This window comes from Alteromonas sp. G4i35 (assembly GCF_054960375.1).
Genome location: NZ_JBHNZD010000030.1, coordinates 12,429 through 36,297, shown reverse-complemented (window position 1 = coordinate 36,297; position 23,869 = coordinate 12,429). Strand labels below are relative to the sequence as shown.

The window sequence follows — 23,869 nt, the reverse complement described above, 5'->3', positions numbered from 1 at the left end:
TTTGCGCGAATACGCTACCGGACAGTAAATGCCATTTGTTCAATTTACGACTGGGTATACCAGGCTTTTGTGTCTTAGTTACCGTTCATCAAGAAGGTTAATTAGCGCTTCCAAGTCCTTTTTGTCAGCTAATTCACTAAACCATTGGGATATTTCCGTCGCCTGAATTAGCCCCATTATGGCCCCCAATACAAAACCGCGGTGCACGTTGTCGCCCCCCACGTTGGTGTTCGCAATCAACGCCTTTTTAGGCGTATCAGCATAACGGTAAGCGAAGTACAAAACGGCGGGCCACGCGTCTGAGATATAACACGCTGGCGAATACATACGCCCAACAATTTCGATATCGCTTTTGCTTTTTGCCGCTATCGCAGCCAAATTCATGTGCGCAGATTTACGGGCAATATCTTCTAAAATGGCCTTGGGTGATTCACCCTCGCGATGCACTAATTTGTAGATTAACTCAACATAGAAATCGCACACCGATGCTAAAGACTCATCCGGGTGAGTTAAATAAAGGTGACTACGACACAGGCGTTTGATGTCCTCAAGGGCTGTGCTTTTGCTTGCTTCTACTACCGCCAGAGGTGTTACCGACACAAAAGCGCCTATAGAAGCCGTATCATGTGTAACCGCCCCACATTTGTGTGCTGGTGTACCTTGTTCTAAGTTTGCAAAAAAAACTCTGTGATAAGACTCAGCGTATGTGTCAGGGTGTTTAGGTTCATCAGCGCGCATAAAGCTAATATATTGAGTTAAAAACTCGTTTTCGTCATACCCTTTAAGTGCGCATGATAAAACGATACGCGCGCAATGCGCATTGAGTGTATTTTCTCCCGCTTTCATATCATGATGGTAATGAATGTTGTCCTTGCCCCAATACTGCCTTTTACCTTTGAGAATAACGTCGCCCACTATCTCTTTTTGATTTGCAGATGCCTTATTCGCGCGTCCACCTTGCTGCGTGGAATGTAGCGACATTATTGAAGACGGATGAAATGATGGCGCATCTTCAAATTGCTCTATCCCTAACGGAAACGCCTTATATATATCTGCCGGGTTGTAATACCAATGTACCGGCATAGCCAACGCGTCGCCAATAAACGCGTTCTTAAGCGCCGCTTTTGCTCGTTTGATTGACAGTGAAGACATTTCTTTAAGCCTACCTCTTATGCAGTACTGTGCGGGATTGAATAATCAAGTACCTTTAAATTACGCACTGTAGGTCGAAAATGATCGTTCTAATGCTCATCGAAAAGCGACTTGTTGCGGATATATTTTCGCATGTAGTGATAGGTAATTGGGCGTAACAACCAGCTGTGAAGCGACATCAAAAAGCGTTTATGGGTAGGCGTGTTTTCGTAAATTTTATCATCGTGCAGCCACAGCATCTTGCCAACGTGCCAGAAGTAAAAAGGGAAGGGCGGCATAAAGGTTATTACATCTAAATCGCAGCAAATGCGATACGTTCTATGGTGTAGCGTGTAGTGCTTATACCAAGAGCGCGTGCCCACTGCGGGCTGTCCGAAAGTCACTACCCTTTTTACTGACTTTGCGTATAAACGCTCAAAGTAATCAGCCATTAATACCGCTACTGCGCCGCCGGACGAATGGCCAATGAATGTAAAGCGCTTGCCTTGCTGCCTAAGTGGTTCAAGCACTTTTACAAGTAGCTCTCTCAGTGGTAATGCTTCGTTGGATGTCTTAGTGCTGGAATACATAGGTTGAGCCAATAGCCGCGCAAACCCCCAGTGGACCCAAAATTTTCTGTTAAACTGATTGAGTTTGTTTGGGATGAAGAATAAATTCGCTAGCCAATCTCTTACCCCCAATGATCCGCGAAAAACGATAATGACCTCTTTTTTATTCTCGACCCACAAAATTCTTACGCTCATTCTTCCGTACTTATCGACTAGCTGGCGTTCATAAAAAGGATCTAAGATTTTTTGGTATTGCTCGTCGGCATCAGGGTAGGCGAGTTGGCAGAGAATGGCATATCTTTCATATTGATAGCGTTTCAATTTCTTCATGAAAACTCGTATTGGAGCATTTAGCGTTTTTGAAGCTGAGCCGTTGAAGACTCTTTCACTGAATACTTCACGCTACAGGGAGTTTATTTCAGTGTTATGACGGGGCACGTCATTTTTCTTTAAATGTCCGTACTCTTTATTGTGTCACTTTGATGTAGAACCACTCTACCTGCGGTAACACGCCTTGATTATGAACATTGTAACTCTCGCTGAGGGGAGAGTTATCTATGCGGACTGGTATTGTTCCACATCCCAAGAATATTTTTCTTTATATCGGCTATAGCACCTTTGGCAATTTTCTTTTCACTGGCTGAAGCAGTGCGCTTAGGGTATGCAACCGGTTCCATGCAAGCGCAAACAGCATCGGTAAAGAAACGGCTCTTGGCACCGTATACATGCTTGTCACCAAACTTTTGTTGCTCTGGCACCCAATATTTCAGGGGCTGAACTAAGCTAAGCTCATCTTTCGCTCGTGTTATGGCTACGTAAAGTAAGCGTCGCTCCTCTTCGAGAGCACGTTTATCACCCGCTGCGTACTCGTTGGGAAAATTGCCATCGGCAACATTCAGTACGAACACATGCTTCCACTCTTGCCCTTTAGCGCTATGCACCGTCGACAAGATAAGAAAGTCGTCATCAAGCAAAGGTTTGCCCGCCAGATCACCTGTGCTCTGCGGTGGATCTAGTGTGAGTTCAGTTAAAAATCGCTCTCTCGATGAATACTGCCCAGAGATCATTGTCAGCTGTTCAACGTCGCCATAGCGAGTGAAATGATCGTCATAATTAGCTTCCAATAAATCTTTGTAAAACGCTGCGATGGCGCCTGTTTGCTCGGTCCATGGAATGTTGTTGTGGTACACGTTATCTAGCAAATCAACAAGAGAAAGAAATGAAGGCTTCGCGGACTCTGAAAGTGCGAAGCTGCGCAATTTACCCAATGCAAAGTCGTGCTTTTCTAAATCGTTAAACACTCTCTCAGCTATCTTTGGACCTATGCCAGGCAATAACTTAAGCACTCGAAAGGCTGATATTTTATGTTTGGGGTTGTCTGCCCAACGTAAAATGCAAAGCATGTCTTTTACGTGAGAAGCCTCTAGGAATTTAAGGCCACCGTGTTTAACGAAAGGGATATTACGTCGAGTAAGTTCAAGCTCTAGACGATCGCTGTGATAACTTGAACGAAACAACACCGCCTGTTGTTTTAAATCGACCCCTTCTTCACGAGCTGCTAAAACTCGCTCAACAATATACTCTGCTTGGAACATGTCGTTTTCAACGGTTACCCACTTAGGCATAGGGCCGCTTTTACGCTCGCTGAACAACGATACCTTATAGCCTTCATCACTTTCTGAAAGAAGGGTATTAGACAAGTTCAATATGTTCGGATGTGACCGATAATTCTGTTGTAGCGTTATCACTTTGCCAGGCAAGGAAAATGCGTCGGGGAAGTTAAGGATATTGTCCACCGTGGCCGAGCGAAATGAATAAATTGATTGGGCGTCATCGCCTACAACGGTAAGACCTTCACCAGTAGGGAAGAAACCTTTTAGAATGCCAGCTTGAAGAACGTTGGTGTCCTGATACTCGTCTACCAACACATTGTCGAATTGCTCTCTTACTTTTTGAGCAATAGCGTCGACCTGCGCCATGTGAAAACAGTAAAGCAGTAAGTCGTCATAGTCTAAACTCACTTGTTCAATTTTAGTTTTCGCGTAGTGAGCAAACAGCGTGTTCAGCTCTTCTTCCCACTCGCTACAATAGGGGAAATGAGTATCGAGTATGTCGATAAGCGGTGCTTGCGCGTTCACACAACGAGAGTAAATGCCCAAACACGTTTTCTTTTTAGGAAAGCGTCGATTTACCCCGCTAAAGCCAAGTTCGTGGCGAAGCAAGTCAAGCATATCCGCGCTGTCGTTACGATCCATAACCGTAAAGTCGGGATCTAAACCGATGAGTGAAGCGTGCTCTCGTAGCAGTCGCGATGCGATTGAATGAAAAGTGCCCATCCAAGGAAGTGTGACCGGATGATACGCCTTTTGTTTCTCACGCAACGTTCGCTCTATTATCCGGTTCGCCCGTGAACTTAATTCCGACGAAGCCCTTCGCGCAAACGTCATCAATAAAATTCGTTCCGGCGCAATACCATGCAATATTAACTGTGCCGTTTTGTGAGCGAGAGTGTTAGTTTTACCTGTGCCAGCGCCTGCAATAATTAACAGCGGGTGGTGCGTTTCATCGCTCAGCTCCGTTTCGCCCGCTCCTACGGAACTCAACCCGTAATTCACGGCTTCTTGCTGCTGCGGGTTTAATTCAGAATGAGAGAGCATAAAAAATCCTATTGAAGAGCACTTCAATAGGATAAATTAATGCACTGTATATTTAAACAGTTTTGTGTGGTGTTTAATTTTCTACCTCTGGATTCTATGACGCTCTTTCGGATTTCACATTTCATCCATTAATGTTTTAACTTTAGAAGCCTTGTCAGGAACGCAGGCCTATAGGCCTGCTTTAGTATCTGTTTTTAAAAAGTAGACATCATTCGTCTTTACTTTTACTCAATTCTGCAAGGAAAGGTTGGAAATTCGGACAAGATAGAAGCAACTCCTGTAATAAACTAATTGAACGAATAAATTCATTAAGTTGCTCTGGAGAACCATGTAACTCAGAGAAAAATGCATCCATGCGCATCAAAACAGCGAAAGGGTGATAAAGGTTTACTTCGGCATTTGTATCAGCGCTCAAATTATCAATCACTTTCCACTTATTATCATGGGGCGAATAACTAACGTTCGATGTATTTAACTCGTTAATTCTTTCTGCGATCTCGCTTCTAAGCCCTTTAAAAGTAGTGCTTGATTGGAGCGAGTTATGTAACGATTTTTGAAAGTCGAAGATTAATCCGACGTGCATGTGTTTGCCCGTTATGTGTTCAAATTTATGGTCAGCACCATCAGCCAAAAAGCCGCAGAAAATACCTGGCTTCCAATCAAGCTTCTGCTCATTTCCAAAACTACAAAACTCTATTCCAATTCGACGCTCAACAGCGGAAAGTCGATCTTTTACAGTAGGTGCCAAAAATTGGGCTAAAGGCCAACGGATATGTTCAAGAGAGGCTTGCTTGATTAGCGAACGCATTTGTTCTTCTAGCTGTTTAGCTTCAAGGTAATGCGTAATAGCCAATTGATTGATAGGAGATATCTTACCTAATCCCTCTGCTTGAAGAAGTCCTTTGAAGGACTCCAAGTACCATTTGGCTGTTTCATTTTTTAAAGGCTTAATTTTACCCAATAGTTCGTGAATATCATGCCAACAAATAGCGCAGTCGGGGTTTTGTTTATGTTGATACTCTCGTGCAGTTATAAGAACAACGTAATGATAATTGAAATGTTCTTCAGCATAGGCTCTGTAATTATCGAGCTGAGAATAACTCAATTCAGAATAGACTTTATGCTCGAAAACTATTACCACGTCGTCCCACTTAACAAGCATGTCAGGAAACTTTCCGTCAAAGTTGTCTTGCGTCGAGACCTCGTAACTACTGGCATTGAAAGCTTTTGGGAGCGCTGATTTTGAATTAATCTCTTCTAAGAGAGCTACCATAACCTCGCTGCTATTTTTCAATAAGTGCGCAAATGCCTCTGTTAAAAAGTTCTCTAATGGATCTGATTTATCTCTAGGTCGATACTTTCTTAAATTTACGAGTAGGTTGTCTTCCATGCTCTGGGCTCTTCCACATTGATCGGTTTTATTTAGTTATCAAGTAACTCACAGAAAGCACCATTTTCATAAGTGCTTTCACCTCGCTCGCGAATACTTATTGCAACCTAACGATAAGAGTTAATGAATCCGGTAAATTGATTATGCATTTGAAAGGTTAGATAAAAGTCATTAGTAAGCGATTCAAAAGACCGCATAGTGAGTATCTCTTTTCCATTTACATTTTTCGTCCTGTAATGAAAAAGTGTCGATAATGAGTTTTCTACTGCACTTATTTTTAATAATAGTGCTATCAGCAAAAATTTTAAACGTAGCACATCTCTTCTCAAAGAGAACTCGTCCACGAGGGAACATCTGATACTCAGAATTCATAAGTGTAGGAAATTCTGGAAGGTAAGCTTTCTCGGTTTCCCAAACACTTATATGGCTAAAACATGTGTCGGCAATACCCAGACTACTGTACTTTGCTTTCGACAATAATATAGACCTAGATATTAGCCTTTCATGGTAAATCCAAAAGATACCAATACGTGAATTCGATGCTGTCATTTAAGTTGTCTTAATTTAGTTTTACACCCCACTGACACTTTTCATTTTTAGAACCCTCTTTAGATGTTACGTTTCGAAAGCCCCAAAAAAATGTTAAAACCGATACCCCAACATAAAAGCTGCACTAGATTCATATTCATCGGCAACTTTCTGTATATTCACTTCAAAATCTAACGCGATGTTTTCGAAACCATATTGGTGCAAGCCAAACGATACTGCATCGATTGGCTCATCACTTCCATATTGGTTGTAGGTCCTACTTAAGTTAACCGCCAACTTACTATTCAGTTTTGTATATGCATATAGCCCAATAACGGGTTTGGCGTACACAAATGCTTCGTGCTTGTTAGCGCCTGCACCCACAATGATGTCGCTATACACCCCTAAACCCTGCATTACTTCACGTGTAAAACCTAAACCAAACTCCGATTGAACAATGAGTTTGCGTTGTCGCTCGCCGGTTAGCACGCGATTTATTCCAATGTTAAATGATGATGACCAGTTGCTTATATTTTGCGTAACAGGTACCCGCGACACCATTTGGTAAAGCATGGCCTTGTCCACATAGATATCACCTAAGTTGCTTTGCTCTAAACCAACTCTGAACTCAACGTCGGCCAAGATAAGCTCGGTTTCACCAATCATGCTCCTGTTGTCGTCGGCTAGCCTTCTTGCAACAGGAAAGGCACGAAACGCCATGAACGAACGGCTGTCTTGATGAGTGAAACCGGCAGCAACATAACCTTCTTGCTGGCGAGAGGAAGGAACGGGGAGCTCAGACACGTCTAAAGAAAGGTGCTTATATTTAGCATCAAACGCTGCAATTTCAGCGGAGTTCTTTTGATATTTCTGTTCTGAAATTGTTTGTGCTGACCTAAAGTACTGATTAAGCGCCAGTGCGTATTTAGTTTCAACAAATGAAAGTGATAATGAATCTAGCTGAGCGCGAGCTAAATGCGAAGATATGGTAGACGCGCGTTTACTCCCGATGCTTTCTTCTAACGTCGTTATTTCCCACTTATTTGAAGGTACGAATTGGGTTGATGCAATGAGAGAGTTTGCTTGTGCAAACTTAACAACATCAAGAGGGGTCAGCCAGCTTGCTACCTGATTTAGATGAGCAGGACGAGCAATATTTACCAACAACTGAGTAACGGTCGCACAGTTGAATATATGAAAAAAATAAGCGGGGCTCTGCTGTCCCAATTCCCATATGTAGTCTTGCACAAAGTGGCGCTGTTGCTCGTTGAAATCTAGCGTGTATCGCCAAATGTTTCTTTGCTCTTCATAGAGGTAAAACTGCTCAAATTCTTGGTAAGGAGCAACCTTAAATACGCCTTCTTTTCCTGTCATCAATGTTTCGTACATGATGTGCGGAACGTTTAAAGAATCTAGTTCTGTAAAAAACGTAATACCGTGCTTAACGGGAATGCCTTTATCGTTAGTTCCATCTAGACGAAGCATAATATGCCCCATCATAGAGCTAGCAGATGTAACATTTTCTGAGGCGTAAATTAGCTTGATACTATCGGCCGGAACACTTTCTACAAATTTGCGATATTCTGCGCAGTGCTCGGTAGGGGTAATAGATTCAAATTCGGGTATGTAGCGCTTGAGCAGCCGTAAACGGGCAGGGTAGTTGCAAATGTTTTGGGTATTACGCTGAAAAAGGTCAACGGTAGCTTGCGCTTCGGCTAACGGGCTGATGAACGACTTTGATATATAAATAGAGGTGTCGTTAGTTATTGGCTTCCCATCTTTAAGTTGTAACAATAGGTGCCACAACGGGTCGTTAGCTATTTGCTGTAACGTTGCGCTATCAACTTTCGAGTAGCTAGTTTGAGTAACGTCACTGGCCGAGGAATTAGCTGCGAAAATCAAAAAAAAGGAAGCAAGAATGCTTCCTTTTAGAATTCGTGTAAACATATCTTATTTACAAGGTACGCTTACTGAATCTTGGTATTTCCACATTTTGTCTGAGCCGTAATCGGTAGACGAACCGAATACACCGCCACTAAGAATGTTGATGAAAAACGCAGATTCAACTTCTTTGTTTAGGTTAACGTCGGTACATTTTGCATCGTCAGCAACTAGCACTTTATCTTTGTTCTCTTTCTTAACAGTAACCACGCCAGGCACTGTTTGAGACATGCCGTCAACAGTAACTGTAGTCGTTTCACCGCTAGTTGTTGTAACGTTTATTTTGTGTGTTTCTTCGGTAAGAATGGTGGCACAACCTGAGGTAAGAATAAGGCTTGCAGCAGCTAGTCCAATTATTTTTTTCATTATATTTCCCTTTCTGATTTTGAATGTCGAATTTTCGACGAGCGTTAATATAATGTTTACGCTATAAAAATCAAATAAAGATTGTTTCTAAATTGGTCTGCTGGTGGTAAAGGACATATATAAGTAAGCGTATGCGCCGAGATAATAAAGTTAGTGCCAAGTAGCCCTGACACTAACTTCATAAGTGCGCTTATTTGTGCATACCGCGAATAGGGTAGTTGTTATCAGGATTACGAATCCACCCCAAACCACTTACTAATGTCTCTAACTCAGGTCTAACAAATGGGTTGTTAGAAATATCAGCGACGTGCACATTACCTTCATTGTTCACAACAAACAGCGCGGGCTCAGAAAACGGGTGATCAGTTTCTTGAGGCGACCTTGGATCAGAGATATATACGCCTAATTCTTCCATCTGTTCCACCGTTAAGCCATACGCAATAGGAAAGTTGATATCCAATCTAGGCAGGTGACTCTCAAGCTGCGCTTTACTGTCGCCAGACACTGCAATGAGATCTACACCAGTTTCGGCAAGATGATCCCTAACACTTTCGAGTTGATTGAGGTATCGAGTGCAAAGTGGACAATGCTGCCCTCGGTAAACCACCACCATTTTCCAATCAAGACCGTTCTCAGGTGTCGCTAACTTTTTAGTGTCACCATTTAACAGCTTTGCCGAAATATCGGGAAAAGCAGAACCTGCATGTAACTTATTGGTGTATTCAATACTCATGATAATTACTTAAAAATGCTTGTGAATGTGAGCTTCAAAACGTTTGAAATCGTTTTCCACATCGGCGTTTTTCATCACGTCAAAGCTTGCGAAAGTTTCCATTGGCTTCATGCCAAAGAACTTAAAATTCATATGCATTGGAAACAGTAAATCGTCTACAGATTTACCTTCAAAAAACTCTTCGCTGTCGTTGAATGACTCTTCTGGTGCATTAAAGGTTAAAGACATCATGTATTTAACGTTGGTAAGCGTACCGCCTGTGCCGTAGTTTTTCTTCGGTGATTCGGCAACGCGACCATCGCCAGCACATAAGGCGCCACCCATGCCCGCAGTGTAAACTTCATCCATGTACTTTTTGAATGACCATGGCACACCCATCCAATTTATTGGTGCCTGTAGAAGAACGATGTCAGCCCACTGGTGATGGGCCAACTGTTCTTCAACGTTGTGCTCTTCGGCCATTGTCACTACGCGAGTGTTATAGCCTTTAGCTTCAAGCAGCGTTACCGCTTTATCGACGAAAGACGCGTTTAACTTGCCTTCTGAAAAAGGGTAATACTGGTGCGCATTGATAATTAGTACATTGCCTGTCTTTGTTGTGGTCATCTCAAAACTCCAAAAAAATTGAATAAAGCTTATTGCTTACTGGCAGTTTATTTTAGTGACCTTTAAACTTTAAGCAACTAGTAGTGTTTTGGTAACTATATTGGGGACTAGCGGAATGTTGTATAAATTGAAATTGAATCAATTGGTTAAGTGATTAAAGAAAGTGAGTTGCCGTTATAGTACTGCTGCCTTAAATAATAAAGAGTCACTCGCTTAAGGAGATTGACAGTTTTAAGGGTGATCATAAGACTGGATCCTTTAGCCATAGAAGAGAGAGCCGAAAAAGTTCTAGAACAACGCTTTAAAGAATGGGAAGCTGGATATAAGAAATGCGGCTGTATATAGATTAAAAAGTAGCTTGCAATAGAATAAGCTGAAAGCACTGCATTGCTATGTTCAAAGAAACGAAGTTAGTATGTTGCAATTAAAATAGGGACTTTTCTCAGTAATGGAAATTTCATTAGAAGAACAAAAAAGCCTACTAAACCAATTCCTCGAGCGCTGGCCAGTTGAAAAGATTAACCAGTTGACGTTAGAAGAATATATTGATGTAGATAATTATGACACTTTTGCCTATTGGTTAGAGCATAAAACGCGTGAATTAGGATCGATCAGAGGAGGTGATGCTTCTAAATTTGGAATTTATAAGCGAAAACAACCGCCCAAAGGTAACAGGAAGCACATCTCTCATGGAGAGCTTTATTCTTGGGTTAGCCGGTTTGGTAATTCAGAAGAAGATGCTTTTGAAAACGTAAAAGCTAAATTAATCGATATTATTCGACTAGTAGGGGCTGATGATCTTGAAGGTATTGATAATATTGATTTGGGGGATACACTCAAATGGAAAGTTGCTTTTCTTTATCAAAATCAGGGAACCCCAGCCCTCTTAAATATATTCAAACTTGAATCGTTACGACAGATAAGTAATAAACCCAAAGCAACTTTTCCAGAAGCATATCGATTACTGATGGCTGAGCGTGGAAGCAAAAACGTTATCGAATATGGCTTTGACGTGTATAAGCAGCATAAAGCAATGTTACTCCTTGACGATGACGTTGATGACGAAAAGCATTATCAAACAAGTAAATCTTCCGCAGCGCTTAATACAATTCTTTATGGGCCACCAGGAACGGGAAAAACTTATTCCACAATAAGCAAAGCAATTGAGATCATTGAACCAAAGTTCTGGGCCACAAATATAAAAAACAGAGCTGCTTTAAAACAGCGATTTGATGAGCTTGTAAAATCTAATCGAATAAATTTTGTTACTTTTCACCAGAGCTTTAGCTACGAAGATTTTGTTGAAGGCATCAAAGCTAATACCGATGAAAATGGCAAAATAAGCTATGACATAGAAGAAGGTATTTTTAAGCAAATGTGCGATGCTGCGTCGTCGCGTGTTGTGACTGAAGAGAGTGACCTCTCTATCGATGTCTCAAGTCGGAACGTTTGGAAAATGTCCTTAGGCAACACCCAAGGTGAGGATGCATATGTTTATGATCATTGTATTGAACATAATTATATCGCTTTAGGTTATGGCGGTACGATAGACTTTTCGGGAGCAGATTCCAGAAAAGAGATTACTAAACTATACCGTGATGCTGGCTTTACGATAGAAAACGAAAGCTACGATTACAACGTAACTTCTATCAACTACTTTAAAAACCATATGAATGTTGGCGATTTAGTCATTGTTTCAGATGGAAACCAAAAGTTTAGAGCCATAGCTGAAGTGACTAGTGAATATTACTTCGAAGAAAATGAAACTGGTCACTATTGCCAGCTAAGAAAAGTTCGATGGTTAAAAGTTTATTCCCCGTCTCTACCAACAAGTGAGCTATTCAGTAAAAATCTTTCGCAGCAAACTATTTATAGTTTAAAGCCACCAACTCTGGATTTAACAAAACTACAGGCTTTACTGACCGGGGGCGAAGCAAAAGGTAGTTTAGCGGTTGGATCGAACATCTCTGGGTACGCAGTTACGTCGATAAGTAGTGAAGTCATTGAGTTTAAGAAACCTAATGGCTCTCGGTTACCGTTACCAATGAGTATTATTAATGAGCTCGTTGACTTGGTGAAAAATGGTAAAAGTACTACTGAAGACATAAAAAATAAGACGTTATTCGACAAAGTAGAAACGAACTTAGAGAAATACCTAGTTAATGGTTACAGCAATTTATTGGCTCAACTAGTTGCTTACATTATTGATAATGGACTTTCTTTTGGTGATCGGGTGTCCAGTGACAATAGGGTACTGATTATCGACGAAATTAATCGAGGGAATATAGCCAACATTTTTGGTGAGTTAATTACTTTGATTGAGCCGAGTAAAAGAGCAGGTGAACCAGATGCTTTATCTGTGACTCTTCCGTATACCAAAAAGCCATTTAGTGTGCCTTCAAACCTCTATCTACTCGGAACAATGAATACAGCTGATAAGTCGTTAGCTCAGGTAGACATTGCACTTCGGCGGCGGTTTGAATTTGTTGAAATGATGCCTGACTATGAGCTACTAAAATCAATCCCCAAAATTCAGGGAATTGATATTTCGCGCCTAGCTAAAGCAATTAATCAACGAATCGAATTGTTGTTCGATCGCGAGCACACTATAGGACACAGTTTCTTTCTTCCTCTTATTAGTGAGCCGACTATTGAGAAGTTAGGGGAAATATTTGAACTTCAAATCTTGCCTCTATTGGAAGAGTATTTCTTTGAAGACTGGGAAAGGGTTGGGCAAGTGTTAGGAGACCATCTCAAAGCCGCAAGTAATAAAGCTGAAAGCGATAATAGATTCATTATCGAGAAATATTCTACGAGCGAAATTGCAGAACTAATGGGAAGTGAGTGGGAGCCCAATGGGGTGCAGGCGTTTGTAAGAAATGATTATGCTTTGACCAATCCAGATGCCTATATAGCGTGTTATGAACCACGTTAAATCTTTTGTTCAGGTTAAGGAATATGGATTACTGGTAGAAGCCGGTAACAACGCTATACCTGATCATGCAGAAGTATCGACTTCGGCGTTTAATTGGTTGATGAGTAACGGCTTAAGCATAGCTGGTAGAGAGCTTGTTCGTGTAAAGCGAATGGGTAAGAAGCTCGCGTTGCAAGTTGTTAACTTTGTCGGTGTACTTGACACTCCGTGCGGTACACGTATAGAGATTCTGCCGAAAATCTACAGTGACCAAACGTCAATAGAGGCCTCAAGAAAAACGCTACTGAAAATGTTAGCAGTTGTTGAAAACTTAAAGCTAGAGCAATTCAATAATGCCCATCTTCAAGTGGTAAATCAGCCATTAATTGAAGTGCTGATTTCACAGTTTTTGTCACAGGTTTCTCTTCTACTAAAAAAAGGTTTGCGTAGTGAATATCAACGTGTTGATGCTCAAAGAAGCTTTTTGAAAGGACGGTTGAACACAGTCAAACAGATGCGACAACGGCCCGGAAGAGATCATATCTTTCAAATTTCCTACGATACTTTTTCTGTTAATAGAGCTGAAAACAGGCTTATTTTGTCTGCTGTTAATACTGTTTCGAGATGGACAAGAAGTTCACAAAATCAGCGTCTAGCGAGAGAACTTATCTTTGCCTTTGATGGTGTGAATAAATCAAATAACCACAATGAAGATTTTAAGCGTTGGTCGAAGGACAGAAATCTAACTCACTATCGAAATTTAGAATCCTGGTGCAAATTAATACTTTTCAACGAGTCTCCGCTTACCATGTCTGGCAATACGGAGGGGGTATCATTTTTGTTTCCTATGGAAGTCTTGTTTGAGCGATATGTAGAGAAGAAACTAAGCAAATTATTACCGAGTCGGTTCTCAGTAAAAGGCCAAATAAAAGGAGAGTCACTCACAAGCCATAATGGACAGAATTGGTTCAACTTGCGCCCAGATATCGCTATTTATGACAATGGTGAGATAGCTGTTATTGCTGATACTAAGTGGAAGATAATTAACGAAAATCTTAATACATCGAAAGACAAATATTATCTAGCACAATCAGATATGTATCAGTTATTCGCTTACGGTGAGAAGTATCTCAAAGGACAGGGCTCTCTAGTGCTTATTTATCCTAAAAATGAAAATTTTCTTGAATCTCTTCCATCATTTGAATTTAAACCAGGTTTACTTTTACACGTAGTCCCTTACGATCTAGACAAAGATGAGCTCCGAATAAACGCGCCTATACTTTTTTAACGACATTTCGATAACAAGTAGCGTAAAAAATCGTGAGACATGAATCGCTAACTAAAGAATAACTATGCTAATAGAGGGAACTGCACCGGAGTAGTAGTTGTTCGAGTAGGCTATTTAGCAGAAGAAATTTAATTTTTGAATCAAAGTTACTCCATACCCGTAATATTACGAATAGAACTAGGGCTAAATTGCGTACCTCAACGTATACCTTTGTTCGGTGCACGGTTATACACAGGGCAAACTCTCAATATAAGATTTTCTAATTTACATTGCTCTTTAGTTACTAGCCGCGCGCTCTGTTCCAAACATTTAAAAGCATTAGATATCTCTCTTTGAAAAGTGCTCCTTTATCAAAGAAGTAAACTCGCGACAAGCTTCAACAGAAGGTACATGTCCAGTTTGTTTTAATTCAGTCACAGGTGCACTAAGGGTTTCTCCCAATGCTTGTAATGATGAAGTGGGTGTAGCGACATCATCTTCACCTGCAATAAGCAAAATAGGTGCACCATTAGGTTTAAGCTGTGTATGTGTGTCTCTTTCGCCTAACCACGCACACAATAAACCGTAAGAGTGATCGTCAACGTTCGCGAGTGATCCTTCCCATTGAGACAGTAACGTGGGGAAACGTTTAGTACTAACCGGGCTAAACCATCTTGGAACTAAGCTGGCTGCGAGGGTTTCAAGCCCTTGCTGAGTCACATTTTTCTGGCGCTCCAGCCATGCTTCAGTGGAACCTATTTTCATACCAGTATTAGTTAACATGGTGCTTAACAAGCGTTCTGGATGGGAAATTAATAGCTGTTGCCCCAACATTCCGCCAATTGACGTGCCCATGAAATGAAACTTATCTATACCTAGAGAGCTACATAGGGTTAATAAGTCGTCAACTAACTGTGATTCGCCAAGGCTTTTCGTATTGGCGGGGAACGCTACACTGTCACCATGTCCAGGTAGGTCATACCGCAAAATACTGAAGTTCACCATTAAGTCTGGTACCAAGTAGTCCCATACACGCATATTCATACCCAATGGGTGAGCTAGCACTAAAACAGGTTTGTGCTTAGTCTCAATGAACTGGTAGTGAATACCTTGCTCTGAAATTGTCGCCATGTTGAGTTCCTAAATGCGTTTTAGCAGTGTCGCTATACCTTGGCCAACACCAATACACATACTGCATAGTGCATAATCGGCCGAGGTTTGTTCAAATTGTAATGCGGCGGTATGCAGCAGGCGTGCCCCCGACATACCGAGTGGATGGCCAAGTGCAATGGCGCCGCCATTGGGGTTCACTCTTGGATCATCTGCACTAAGTCCAAGTTCCTGCATACAGGCTAATGCTTGCGCTGCAAATGCTTCATTAAGTTCAATAGTGCCAATATCGTCTAGGGTCAACTTTTGTTTTGCAAGCAATTTATTAATTGCAGGTACTGGGCCTATACCCATGATAGTGGGTTCAACGCCAGCGGTAGCCATCCCTTTAATTTGAGCAACAGGCGTTAAGTTATAGCGTTCAACGGCTGCTTCACTTGCTACAAGCATGGCAGATGCGCCATCGTTAATGCCCGATGCATTACCTGCGGTAACCGAGCCATTTTCACGAAACGGAGCTTTTAGTTTTGCCAATGCCTCTAATGTAGTTTGAGGGCGTATGTGTTCATCTTTGTCGATGACGATGGCATCGCCTCTTCTAGGCTGAAAGGTCACAGGAGTTATTTCTTTAGCAAAACGGCCAGACGCTTGGGCTGCAGCCGCTTTTTGCTGAGATTGATACGCAAAGTTGTCTTGTGCTTCTCGGCTAATCGAGAATTTCGCTGCTACATTTTCTGCAGTCTCAGGCATGGTTTCAGTGCCGTACTGCTGCTTTAACGCAGGGTTAATGAAGCGCCAACCCATGGTGGTATCTTCAAGTATTTGTGAGCGGTCAAATCCGCTTTGGGCTTTGCCCATCACAAATGGAGCTCGCGACATAGACTCAACGCCGCCAGCAAGAATAAGGTCTGCTTCACCTGCTGCAATAGAACGGTAAGCAAGGCCAATGGCATCCATACCAGAGCCACACAAACGATTAATTGTGGTGGCTGGTACCGAAAATGGCACGCCTGCAAGTAACGTGGCCATTCTAGCAACGTTTCGGTTGTCTTCACCGGCTTGGTTGGCACAGCCGAAAAACGCATCATCAATGCTTTCTGCTGGTAGTTGAGGGCACTGCGCCAGTACTGTACGAATAACTTGTGCAAGCAAATCATCAGGGCGAATGTTGGCTAGCCCACCAGCATAACGTCCAATGGCAGAGCGGTTGGGGTTACATAAATAAACGTTCATTACGCAGTCTCCGTTTGGCTGTGCGCCGCTTCAGTAACGCGCTTTAGTTCTCTTAATACTTCGATTTCGCTGCTGGTGGGTTCGTCAGTGGTTTGAAGTGTGTCAGCAAAGCGAATGTCCCAGCCACTGGCATCAATTACCTGTTGCTTTGTAACGCCTGGGTGCAAACTCACTACAATAAGTTCGTTGGTTTCATCTTCTGGCTTTAATATACAAAGGTCAGAAATCACCAAAGTTGGGCCTTTACCCAGCGTAGATTTGCCTTTGCGGCCTTGACCGTCTCGACCAAAACCCAATGTGGTAATGAAGTCGACATTTTTAACAAAAGTGCGCTTTGAATGCCTTACGGTGATGATCACTTCTTTGGCATTGGTTGAAATTTCTGGTGCTCCGCCACCGCCAGGAAGGCGAACTTTAGGGTTGGCATAACTATGGGCGCCATCAGGGCCACTGTCTTTGTGCGATGCAGCGATAACTGTGGTGTTAATGTTGCCGTATCGGTCTACTTGTGCGGTGCCAAGGAAGCCCACATCAATATGACCACCTTGCAGCCAATAACGGAACATTTCGGGAACCGAAACGGTGGTAAGTGCCGACTCGCAAAGTTCGCCATCACCAATAGATAAGGGCAGAACCTGCGGTTTGGTTTCTATGGTACCTGACTCGTAAATAAGTGTTATGTCAGGGGCATGAGTAAGGCGTGCTAGGTTCGCTGCAGCACTTGGTAAGCCAATGCCCACAAAACAAGTCGAATTGTTATTCAGGGCACGGGCAGCGGTAATCGTCATCATTTCGTCTGAAGTATATTGTTCGGTCATGATTATTCTCCTGCTTGAAATACTTCTTCATCTAGCCACTTTAAAAATGGCTCGCGCTCTCGGCTTATGCTGTCCCACCTCTTGTAGTAACTGTTGTCGCGCGGGTAGTAACCATGTGTATAAGACGGTTTAGCGCCAAACGGTACGGTGGCAATGGCGTTGATAGTCCAAGCGGGAAGTACACAGCTATTTGGACTTGCTTCCAAGTCGTCCACAATTTCTTCGACGGTGACGATGCTGTAGCGAGAAGAGAGCACAACTTCCTTTTGAACCCCCAAAATACCTTCAATGAGTACGTTTCCTGCGCGGTCTGCTTTTTGCGCATGGACTATGCCCACATCGGGTTTAATAGATGGCACCGCTGCAAGCGCTTCGCCAGTAAATGGGCAAGTAACGGTTTTGATGTTGGGGTTCACGTGCTGCAGATCACTACCTACATAACCTCTGAATACCGCCATGGGTAAGCCCGATGCGCCCGCTTCATAAGCATTCGCCATTGCTGCGTGACTGTGCTCTTCAATTTCAAGCGGAGCCGGATAGCCGTGCTCAATGGCGTCACGTACGCGGTGTAAAGAACCTACACCTGGGTTTCCTCCCCATGAAAACACAAGTTTGCTCACACACCCAGCACCGACTAGCTGATCGTAGATAAGATCAGGGGTCATTCTTACCAATGTGAGATTGCGGCGTCCTTGGCGAATAATTTCATGCCCTGCGGCGAAAGGAATAAGGTGAGTAAATCCCTCTAATGCAACGATGTCGCCGTCCTTAACGCCATCTTCAATAGCTTTTGAAAGTGTTGTAAATAGTGTCATAATAAAAGTTCGTAATACGAATGTTGATTCATAATGCGAACAAATTAATAATTTTAATTGTTTAGGTCAAGTAATAAATGTTAAAAAATTGCTAGGACGATCAGTCAAACCAATTTATGTTGCTGAATTCATAAGAGAACTGGCACTTCGTTAAACAATAAGAAATAATTCGCAAGAACCAACAAGAGACAAAGTGCATGAGTGAAGAAAAAATACCGTCAACCCATCGCGATTACATAAGCGCGCTTGCTACCGGACTAGAGGTGTTAGGGGCGTTTGATGGTCAAAACAAAGAGATGACCTTATCGCAAGTAGCTGAAAAAATGGGAATTGATAGGGCTAAAGCCCGTCGGTTTTTGCTTACATTGCATTCTCTTGGCTATATCCGTCGCGAGGGGCGACTCTTCGCCTTGGCACCTAAAGTGCTGTCGTTAGGGCAAGCTTATACCAGCAGCAATGGTTATATAGCAGTGGTTGAGCATTATCTTAAATCGATTACTGCAGAATTAGGGGAGTCGGCGTCTCTTGGGAAGTTAGATGGACAGTCAGTGGTGTACGTGGCGCGTTCTCCGGCATCACATCGTCTTATGTCGATTAACATAACAACGGGCACTCGACTGCCTGCACCGTATACGTCAATGGGACGAGTACTTGCAGCACATCTTGACGCTTCAGAGTTAACAGCATGGGTGAATGAAGCACAGTTACACCCACACACTGAGAAGAGTATTACCACTGCACAGGCGTTAGAACAGGAACTGATTAAGGTTAAGCAACAAGGTTTTAGTATTGTTGATCAAGAGCTTGAAGCAGGGTTGCGCTCGGTTGCTGTACCTGTATTTAGTGGCAAAGGTGAATTGCTGGGGGCGATGAACTTAAGTACCAATGCATTAAGGGTGAGCTTAGAGACCATCACCGAGCATTGTATTCCAGTACTTAAGCATGCTGCTGAACAAATAAAACAAGATCTGCGCTAACCCCTTTTAGGGGTAGCGACCTTCTATTCGGTTTTGCACCAACTCATCTAATATCACCATGGCCGCAGCCATAATGTCATCTTCGGCTTCCTCACGTTTACTGAGAAACACCGGGCTGTTTATGCCGTCGTCTTTAAGCCGAACAAACGCTACACCATCTCTATTCATGCGCATCACTTGTTCAGGCACAAGGGTGAAGCCCATATCTGAGGCAACAAGACCCAGTGCAGTACCTATATCATTAACTTGTTGGGCAACTCTGACTCTCAACCCGCGACTGGCAAACAGATCCAAACAGATGTTAGCGAACGTTGGAGGCTTACCACCTGGGTAAGTAATTAACGGCAGTGTTGCGAGCTCTGCCATATCAACATCGTCATTAGCAAGTGGATGATGGATAGGTAGAGCGGCAAGGATAGGCTCGCTGAACAACAACTTCTGTGTCACATCGGCTTCTAGTGATGGCATCACAACCCGACCAAAACCCATATCAATTTTACCTGACTTGAGAGCTTCTATTTGTTCACCAGTTTTCATTTCGTGCAGTTCAACATCCACTTTGTGCTGCTGTCTTAATCGCCTAACAAGCTGAGGAAGTTGCCCGTAAAAAATGGATGGAACAAAGCCAATTCTGAAAATTCGCTTTTTTCCTGCATCAATTCGCCGACTTTCTTCAACACATGAAGCTAACTTTTCAAGTATGAGTTGAGCCTGTTTCCAGAAGTATTCGCCAGCGGGGGTTAGGGTAATGCCACGGGCTTCTCGCTGAATGAGTTGAACGCCAATCTCTTCCTCTAACTGTTTGATTTGTCTTGTTAAAGGTGGCTGGGCCATGAATATCTTTTCGGCCGCTCTGGTCATGTTCTTTTCTTCCGCTACCGCACAAAAGTAGCGTAAATGCCTTAACTCCACCATACCTCCTAGGTATCGATACTAACTAAATCAATATTGGTTGTTAACAAAAAATATTTGTAGGTTACACGCAGACATTTACTGGCAACACAAAATTAACATTTTCATGATATCACAAATTCAAACTTACATTGTCGATATTCCTACGATACGACCACACAAATTGTCCATGACATCTATGGCGGTTCAGTCGATGGTTATCGTAAGAATTACCGACGACAACGGCCTTGAAGGTATTGGCGAAGGTACAACAATAGGTGGTCTTGCGTACGGCGCTGAGAGCCCAGAAAGTATCAAAACCAACATTGATACTTATTTAGCACCTTATTTGATTGGACAGTCAGTTGCCAGCCCTAAAGCATTAATTAACAAGTTACAACTTGCTTTTAGAGGCAACCCTATTGCCAAGTCTGCGGTGCAAACGGCCCTGCTTGATTTACTTGGTAAACAACTTGGCGTGCCAGTTTCAACCTTACTCGGTGGTTCTTGCAATAATCATTTGTCTTGTCTTTGGGTATTGGCCTCAGGCAATACCGAAAAAGACATTGAAGAAGCGAAAGGCCTGGTAGCCGAAAAGCGCCATAACATTTTCAAACTGAAAATCGGCTCTCGTTCGGTACGTGACGATGTAGCGCATGTGGGCAAGATCAAAGCAGCGTTAGGCGATGACGTAAGCATTCGGGTTGATGTTAATCAAGCGTGGAGCGAGTCTCAAGCTACTTATGGTATGGCTGCACTACAAGAAGCCGGTATTGATTTAGTAGAGCAACCGACTCCTGCAAAAGATTTTGCCAGCCTTGTCCGTCTGTCTAAGAAATTTAACATCGGCATTTTGGCTGATGAATCTATTGCTGATAGCACAGATACCCTTTTGTTGGCTCAGCAAGGCTTCACAGGCTCAGTGGCCCTTAAGATAGGCAAAGCAGGCGGACTGTTTGGTGCACTTGATGTGGCTGCTGTGTGCAACGCGGCAGGTATTGGGCTATATGGCGGTACGCTGCTCGAAGGCACTGTGGGTACCACTGCCGCGTTACATGCATGGTCGACTCTACCTGTTATTGAATTTGGAACAGAGATGTTTGGCCCACTTCTGCAGTGCGATGACATCGTTAAATCCCCTCTAAATTATCACAACTTTGGCGTTGAAGTTCCTACGACAGCCGGGCTAGGGCTCGAAATCGATGAGGACAAATTACGCCAATACACCCGCAAGGCGAAGTAAGGAGCAAATATGTTATTCAAAGTTGAAATGACTGTGATACCGCCAGCACATCTGAGCGAAGAAGAATTTAATGCAATTAAGTTGAAAGAAAAAAACTATGCCGAAGGACTGCAGGAAGAAGGCATTTGGGTACACCTTTGGCGAGTGGCTGGTCAATACGCCAATGTGAGCATATTTGAGGTGAAGGATAACCAGCATTTACACGACGTACTAATGGGCTTACCGCTGTACCCCTTTATGACGATGAGTGTGACGCCTTTGTGTCAGCACCCTTCATCAATCAAATAAAAGACTAACAGGCAAAAACTCGCTGCATTGCAGCGCGGAGACTAAGACTATGACTACTATCAATACTTTACAAACTGAACATGTTCAAACGTTACTTAAGCGTGCCGCTGGCCTAGACAACGACAAAGGCAATCCTCGCACTAAAGAAATTATGCACCGCTTGCTAACTGACGTGTTTAAGATGATTGAAGACCTCGACATTACACAAGAAGAGTTTTGGCAAGGCGTTAACTACCTAAATGAATTAGGTGCTAATGGCGAAGCCGTGCTGCTTGCTCCAGGTTTAGGTTTTGATCATTTTCTTGATGTTCGTGAAGACGCCAAAGACGCTGCTATTGGTGAGCTAGGCGGTACTCCACGTACTATTGAAGGTCCGTTGTATGTCGAAGGCGCGCCTACAAGTGAAGGCGAAGCAAGAATGGATGATGGTCAGTCTCCTGGCCAAGAAATGTGGCTACACGGTCAGGTTGTTGATGAAGAAGGCAACCCGATTGCAGGCGCAGTCGTTGATATCTGGCATGCAGACGTGAAAGGTGCTTACTCACATTTTGATCCTTCTCAAACTCCGTTTAATTTACGTCGCCGCATCATAGCTGATGAGCAAGGCTGTTATCGCGCACGCAGTATTGTACCTAGCGGCTACGGTTGCCCTCCAGGTGGTTCAACGATGAAAGTGCTAGAAAGCCTTGGCCGTCATGGTAATCGCCCAGCACATATTCACTACTTTGTAGCCAAAGACGGCTTTAAGCACCTTACTACGCAAATTAACTTAGCCGGTGATGAATACACCTATGACGATTTTGCTTTCGCAACGCGTGACGAATTGGTTGTTGAAGCAAAAAGTGTATCTGAGCCAGAGCAAATTGAAGCCATGGGCTTCAAAGACAACTACCTTGATGTGGAATTCAACATCACATTAATGGCAACGAAGAACGACGAGAAGCAAGACAAGCATGCTCGTGCCCGTGCAACTGTGGAGCAGGCGTAAGCCTGCTAACTTCGGGAGATAAATTATGTCAGCAACATTGAATCAACTAGAACAGAAGATCCGTGGTGCCGTTGAGGCCGATGAAGAGACGGGGCATTATCGCTGTGACCGTGGGATCTTTACCGACAAAGACTTGTTTGACTTAGAAATTAAACACATCTTTGAAGGCAACTGGGTATTTTTGGCACATGAAAGCCAAATTCCCGAAATCGGTGACTATTACACTACTACAATTGGTCGCCAGCCGGTTGTTATTACGCGCAACAAAGACGGCGACCTAAATGCCATTTTAAATACGTGCTCGCACCGCGGTGCCACACTGTGTCGTCGTAAGCGCGGTAACAAAACGTCTTTTACTTGCCCCTTCCACGGTTGGACATTTAACAACTCAGGCAAGCTTTTAAAAGCGCGTGATCAGAAGAAAGGTGGTTACCCTGAGTCGTTCAACACAGATGGCTCTCATGACCTTAAGCACATTGCACGTTTCGAATCCTATCGCGGCTTTTTGTTCGGTAGTTTGAATGCCGATGTATTTCCGTTGGAGCAATATTTAGGTGAAACCACGAAGGTTATCGACAACATTGTGGATCAAGACCCAGAAGGTATCGAAGTGATTCGTGGTACTTCAACGTACACCTACGAAGGAAACTGGAAGCTAACTGCTGAAAACGGCGCCGATGGCTATCATGTTGGAACCGTTCACTGGAACTACTTATCAACGATGAGTCACCGCAACTATGAGGACGGCGGGACTGAAGCGGTTGATGCAAAAAGCTGGTCGGGCGAAGGTGGTTTCTATTCTTTTGAAAACGGTCATATGATGTTATGGACTCGTTTAACAAATCCAGCAGCACGTCCTATCTATAATCAACTTGGACGCCTAAAACAAGAAGTTGGTGAGGCAAGAGCTGACACCATTGTGAATCAAACGCGCAATTTGTGTTTGTACCCTAACGTTTACGTGATGGACCAATTTTCAACGCAAATTCGCGTACTTCGACCTATTTCTGTGAATAAGACGGAAGTGTCTATTTACTGCTTCGCGCCTAAGAGTGAATCTGCTGAAAATCGTCAAAAGCGCCTTCGTCAATATGAAGATTTCTTTAACGTATCTGGCATGGGAACACCGGATGATCTAGAAGAGTTCAGAGGTTGTCAGCAGGGCTACGAAGCGCGTGATATGCGATGGAATGATATGAGTCGCGGTGCTGCTCATTGGATGGAAGGCCCAGACGACTATGCCAAAGGCGTTGGTATGGACACTATAGCTTCAGGTGTCAAACCAGAAGACGAAGGGTTATATGTTCATCACCACAAACACTGGATTGAAGAAATGTTAAATGCGATTGAGCTAGAAAGAGCCAGTCATATTCCAGTTATACAAAAAGATTAAGAGGTGGAAGC

20 protein-coding genes are annotated in these 23,869 nt (G+C 43.1%); 7 read left to right on the top strand and 13 right to left on the bottom strand.

The genetic code is table 11. The features are described from left to right. Window positions 1-78: 78 nt before the first annotated feature. From ACFI6L_RS17690 to ACFI6L_RS17655, 8 genes are all read right to left on the bottom strand, one after another. Complete coding sequence (locus tag ACFI6L_RS17690) at window positions 79-1,152, bottom strand: ADP-ribosylglycohydrolase family protein (RefSeq protein WP_462574515.1); 1,074 nt, start codon at window positions 1,150-1,152, stop codon at window positions 79-81. Between the two features lie 89 nt (window positions 1,153-1,241). After that, window positions 1,242-2,030, bottom strand: a complete 789-nt coding sequence (locus ACFI6L_RS17685) for a lipase family protein (RefSeq protein ID WP_252119061.1) — start codon at window positions 2,028-2,030, stop codon at window positions 1,242-1,244. A 221-nt stretch (window positions 2,031-2,251) separates the two neighbouring features. Beyond that, window positions 2,252-4,357 (bottom strand): ATP-dependent helicase, encoded by a 2,106-nt coding sequence (locus tag ACFI6L_RS17680; RefSeq protein ID WP_462574514.1) that lies wholly within the window; start codon window positions 4,355-4,357, stop codon window positions 2,252-2,254. Window positions 4,358-4,565: 208 nt separating this feature from the next. Continuing rightward, the gene (locus tag ACFI6L_RS17675; RefSeq protein WP_462574513.1) at window positions 4,566-5,747 is read right to left on the bottom strand and encodes a hypothetical protein; all 1,182 of its coding nucleotides are present in this window, start codon (window positions 5,745-5,747) and stop codon (window positions 4,566-4,568) included. 642 nt (window positions 5,748-6,389) lie between these two features. Then, window positions 6,390-8,222: a lipoprotein N-acyltransferase Lnb domain-containing protein gene (locus tag ACFI6L_RS17670; RefSeq protein WP_462574512.1), complete on the bottom strand. Its 1,833-nt coding sequence runs from the start codon at window positions 8,220-8,222 to the stop codon at window positions 6,390-6,392. Window positions 8,223-8,225: 3 nt separating this feature from the next. Then, window positions 8,226-8,582 (bottom strand): hypothetical protein, encoded by a 357-nt coding sequence (locus ACFI6L_RS17665; RefSeq protein WP_014950617.1) that lies wholly within the window; start codon window positions 8,580-8,582, stop codon window positions 8,226-8,228. Between the two features lie 190 nt (window positions 8,583-8,772). Further along, window positions 8,773-9,315, bottom strand: a complete 543-nt coding sequence (locus ACFI6L_RS17660; protein WP_462574511.1) for a redoxin domain-containing protein — start codon at window positions 9,313-9,315, stop codon at window positions 8,773-8,775. A gap of 9 nt (window positions 9,316-9,324) precedes the next feature. Then, on the bottom strand, window positions 9,325-9,921 hold the full coding sequence (locus tag ACFI6L_RS17655; protein ID WP_110288142.1) for an NAD(P)H-dependent oxidoreductase: 597 nt from the start codon (window positions 9,919-9,921) through the stop codon (window positions 9,325-9,327). 448 nt (window positions 9,922-10,369) lie between these two features. On the opposite strand from ACFI6L_RS17655, the gene ACFI6L_RS17650 reads away from it, so the two are divergent. Both ACFI6L_RS17650 and ACFI6L_RS17645 read left to right on the top strand, forming a co-directional pair. Further along, entirely contained in the window at window positions 10,370-12,856 is a 2,487-nt protein-coding gene (locus ACFI6L_RS17650) for an AAA family ATPase (RefSeq protein WP_462574510.1), read from the top strand. Continuing rightward, window positions 12,843-14,123, top strand: coding sequence for an McrC family protein (locus ACFI6L_RS17645; RefSeq protein ID WP_462574508.1), 1,281 nt, complete (start codon window positions 12,843-12,845; stop codon window positions 14,121-14,123). Before ACFI6L_RS17650 ends, ACFI6L_RS17645 begins: the two co-directional genes overlap by 14 nt. A gap of 318 nt (window positions 14,124-14,441) precedes the next feature. Here the strand turns inward: ACFI6L_RS17645 and ACFI6L_RS17640 are convergent, their stop codons facing one another. The 4 genes from ACFI6L_RS17640 to ACFI6L_RS17625 are packed head-to-tail and all read right to left on the bottom strand — an operon-like array spanning window position 14,442 to window position 18,078. Then, complete coding sequence (locus ACFI6L_RS17640; RefSeq protein WP_014977324.1) at window positions 14,442-15,233, bottom strand: alpha/beta fold hydrolase; 792 nt, start codon at window positions 15,231-15,233, stop codon at window positions 14,442-14,444. Window positions 15,234-15,242: 9 nt separating this feature from the next. Beyond that, on the bottom strand, window positions 15,243-16,445 hold the full coding sequence (pcaF, locus tag ACFI6L_RS17635) for a 3-oxoadipyl-CoA thiolase (protein WP_014977323.1): 1,203 nt from the start codon (window positions 16,443-16,445) through the stop codon (window positions 15,243-15,245). Next, a complete protein-coding gene (locus ACFI6L_RS17630) occupies window positions 16,445-17,263 on the bottom strand; it encodes a CoA-transferase subunit beta (RefSeq protein ID WP_014977322.1) in 819 nt (272 codons plus the stop codon). Before ACFI6L_RS17630 ends, pcaF begins: the two co-directional genes overlap by 1 nt. A 2-nt stretch (window positions 17,264-17,265) precedes the next feature. Beyond that, complete coding sequence (locus ACFI6L_RS17625; protein WP_014977321.1) at window positions 17,266-18,078, bottom strand: CoA transferase subunit A; 813 nt, start codon at window positions 18,076-18,078, stop codon at window positions 17,266-17,268. Window positions 18,079-18,275: 197 nt separating this feature from the next. Between ACFI6L_RS17625 and ACFI6L_RS17620 the strand changes: the two genes are divergently transcribed. Beyond that, window positions 18,276-19,055 carry an IclR family transcriptional regulator domain-containing protein gene (locus tag ACFI6L_RS17620; RefSeq protein WP_014977320.1) on the top strand — a complete coding sequence of 260 codons (780 nt, stop codon included), beginning with the start codon at window positions 18,276-18,278 and terminating at the stop codon, window positions 19,053-19,055. 6 nt (window positions 19,056-19,061) lie between these two features. Here ACFI6L_RS17620 and ACFI6L_RS17615 read toward each other — a convergent pair whose 3' ends face one another. Beyond that, window positions 19,062-19,970, bottom strand: a complete 909-nt coding sequence (locus tag ACFI6L_RS17615) for a LysR family transcriptional regulator (RefSeq protein WP_273071977.1) — start codon at window positions 19,968-19,970, stop codon at window positions 19,062-19,064. A 103-nt stretch (window positions 19,971-20,073) separates the two neighbouring features. Between ACFI6L_RS17615 and ACFI6L_RS17610 the strand changes: the two genes are divergently transcribed. From ACFI6L_RS17610 to ACFI6L_RS17595, 4 genes are read left to right on the top strand one after another with little or no spacing between them, the layout of a single operon-like run. Next, window positions 20,074-21,189, top strand: coding sequence for a muconate/chloromuconate family cycloisomerase (locus ACFI6L_RS17610; protein ID WP_044583903.1), 1,116 nt, complete (start codon window positions 20,074-20,076; stop codon window positions 21,187-21,189). A 9-nt stretch (window positions 21,190-21,198) separates the two neighbouring features. Further along, window positions 21,199-21,477 carry a muconolactone Delta-isomerase family protein gene (locus ACFI6L_RS17605; RefSeq protein ID WP_014977317.1) on the top strand — a complete coding sequence of 93 codons (279 nt, stop codon included), beginning with the start codon at window positions 21,199-21,201 and terminating at the stop codon, window positions 21,475-21,477. Between the two features lie 49 nt (window positions 21,478-21,526). Next, the gene (gene catA / locus ACFI6L_RS17600) at window positions 21,527-22,465 is read left to right on the top strand and encodes a catechol 1,2-dioxygenase (RefSeq protein WP_014977316.1); all 939 of its coding nucleotides are present in this window, start codon (window positions 21,527-21,529) and stop codon (window positions 22,463-22,465) included. A 25-nt stretch (window positions 22,466-22,490) separates the two neighbouring features. Beyond that, window positions 22,491-23,858 carry a Rieske 2Fe-2S domain-containing protein gene (locus ACFI6L_RS17595; RefSeq protein ID WP_014977315.1) on the top strand — a complete coding sequence of 456 codons (1,368 nt, stop codon included), beginning with the start codon at window positions 22,491-22,493 and terminating at the stop codon, window positions 23,856-23,858. The last annotated feature ends 11 nt before the right edge of the window (window positions 23,859-23,869 follow it).

What these genes read in the sequence shown, in the direction of transcription:
- ACFI6L_RS17605 (WP_014977317.1), top strand. Translation starts at nt 21,199, where the DNA reads ATGTTATTCAAAGTTGAAATGACTGTGATACCGCCAGCACATCTGAGC.
- pcaF (WP_014977323.1), bottom strand. Translation starts at nt 16,445, where the DNA reads ATGAACGTTTATTTATGTAACCCCAACCGCTCTGCCATTGGACGTTAT.
- ACFI6L_RS17615 (WP_273071977.1), bottom strand. Translation starts at nt 19,970, where the DNA reads ATGGTGGAGTTAAGGCATTTACGCTACTTTTGTGCGGTAGCGGAAGAA.
- ACFI6L_RS17630 (WP_014977322.1), bottom strand. Translation starts at nt 17,263, where the DNA reads ATGACCGAACAATATACTTCAGACGAAATGATGACGATTACCGCTGCC.
- ACFI6L_RS17685 (WP_252119061.1), bottom strand. Translation starts at nt 2,030, where the DNA reads ATGAAGAAATTGAAACGCTATCAATATGAAAGATATGCCATTCTCTGC.
- ACFI6L_RS17625 (WP_014977321.1), bottom strand. Translation starts at nt 18,078, where the DNA reads ATGACACTATTTACAACACTTTCAAAAGCTATTGAAGATGGCGTTAAG.
- ACFI6L_RS17690 (WP_462574515.1), bottom strand. Translation starts at nt 1,152, where the DNA reads ATGTCTTCACTGTCAATCAAACGAGCAAAAGCGGCGCTTAAGAACGCG.
- ACFI6L_RS17620 (WP_014977320.1), top strand. Translation starts at nt 18,276, where the DNA reads ATGAGTGAAGAAAAAATACCGTCAACCCATCGCGATTACATAAGCGCG.
- ACFI6L_RS17670 (WP_462574512.1), bottom strand. Translation starts at nt 8,222, where the DNA reads ATGTTTACACGAATTCTAAAAGGAAGCATTCTTGCTTCCTTTTTTTTG.
- ACFI6L_RS17610 (WP_044583903.1), top strand. Translation starts at nt 20,074, where the DNA reads ATGATATCACAAATTCAAACTTACATTGTCGATATTCCTACGATACGA.
- ACFI6L_RS17665 (WP_014950617.1), bottom strand. Translation starts at nt 8,582, where the DNA reads ATGAAAAAAATAATTGGACTAGCTGCTGCAAGCCTTATTCTTACCTCA.
- catA (WP_014977316.1), top strand. Translation starts at nt 21,527, where the DNA reads ATGACTACTATCAATACTTTACAAACTGAACATGTTCAAACGTTACTT.
- ACFI6L_RS17650 (WP_462574510.1), top strand. Translation starts at nt 10,370, where the DNA reads ATGGAAATTTCATTAGAAGAACAAAAAAGCCTACTAAACCAATTCCTC.
- ACFI6L_RS17645 (WP_462574508.1), top strand. Translation starts at nt 12,843, where the DNA reads ATGAACCACGTTAAATCTTTTGTTCAGGTTAAGGAATATGGATTACTG.
- ACFI6L_RS17640 (WP_014977324.1), bottom strand. Translation starts at nt 15,233, where the DNA reads ATGGCGACAATTTCAGAGCAAGGTATTCACTACCAGTTCATTGAGACT.
- ACFI6L_RS17595 (WP_014977315.1), top strand. Translation starts at nt 22,491, where the DNA reads ATGTCAGCAACATTGAATCAACTAGAACAGAAGATCCGTGGTGCCGTT.
- ACFI6L_RS17675 (WP_462574513.1), bottom strand. Translation starts at nt 5,747, where the DNA reads ATGGAAGACAACCTACTCGTAAATTTAAGAAAGTATCGACCTAGAGAT.
- ACFI6L_RS17655 (WP_110288142.1), bottom strand. Translation starts at nt 9,921, where the DNA reads ATGACCACAACAAAGACAGGCAATGTACTAATTATCAATGCGCACCAG.
- ACFI6L_RS17680 (WP_462574514.1), bottom strand. Translation starts at nt 4,357, where the DNA reads ATGCTCTCTCATTCTGAATTAAACCCGCAGCAGCAAGAAGCCGTGAAT.
- ACFI6L_RS17660 (WP_462574511.1), bottom strand. Translation starts at nt 9,315, where the DNA reads ATGAGTATTGAATACACCAATAAGTTACATGCAGGTTCTGCTTTTCCC.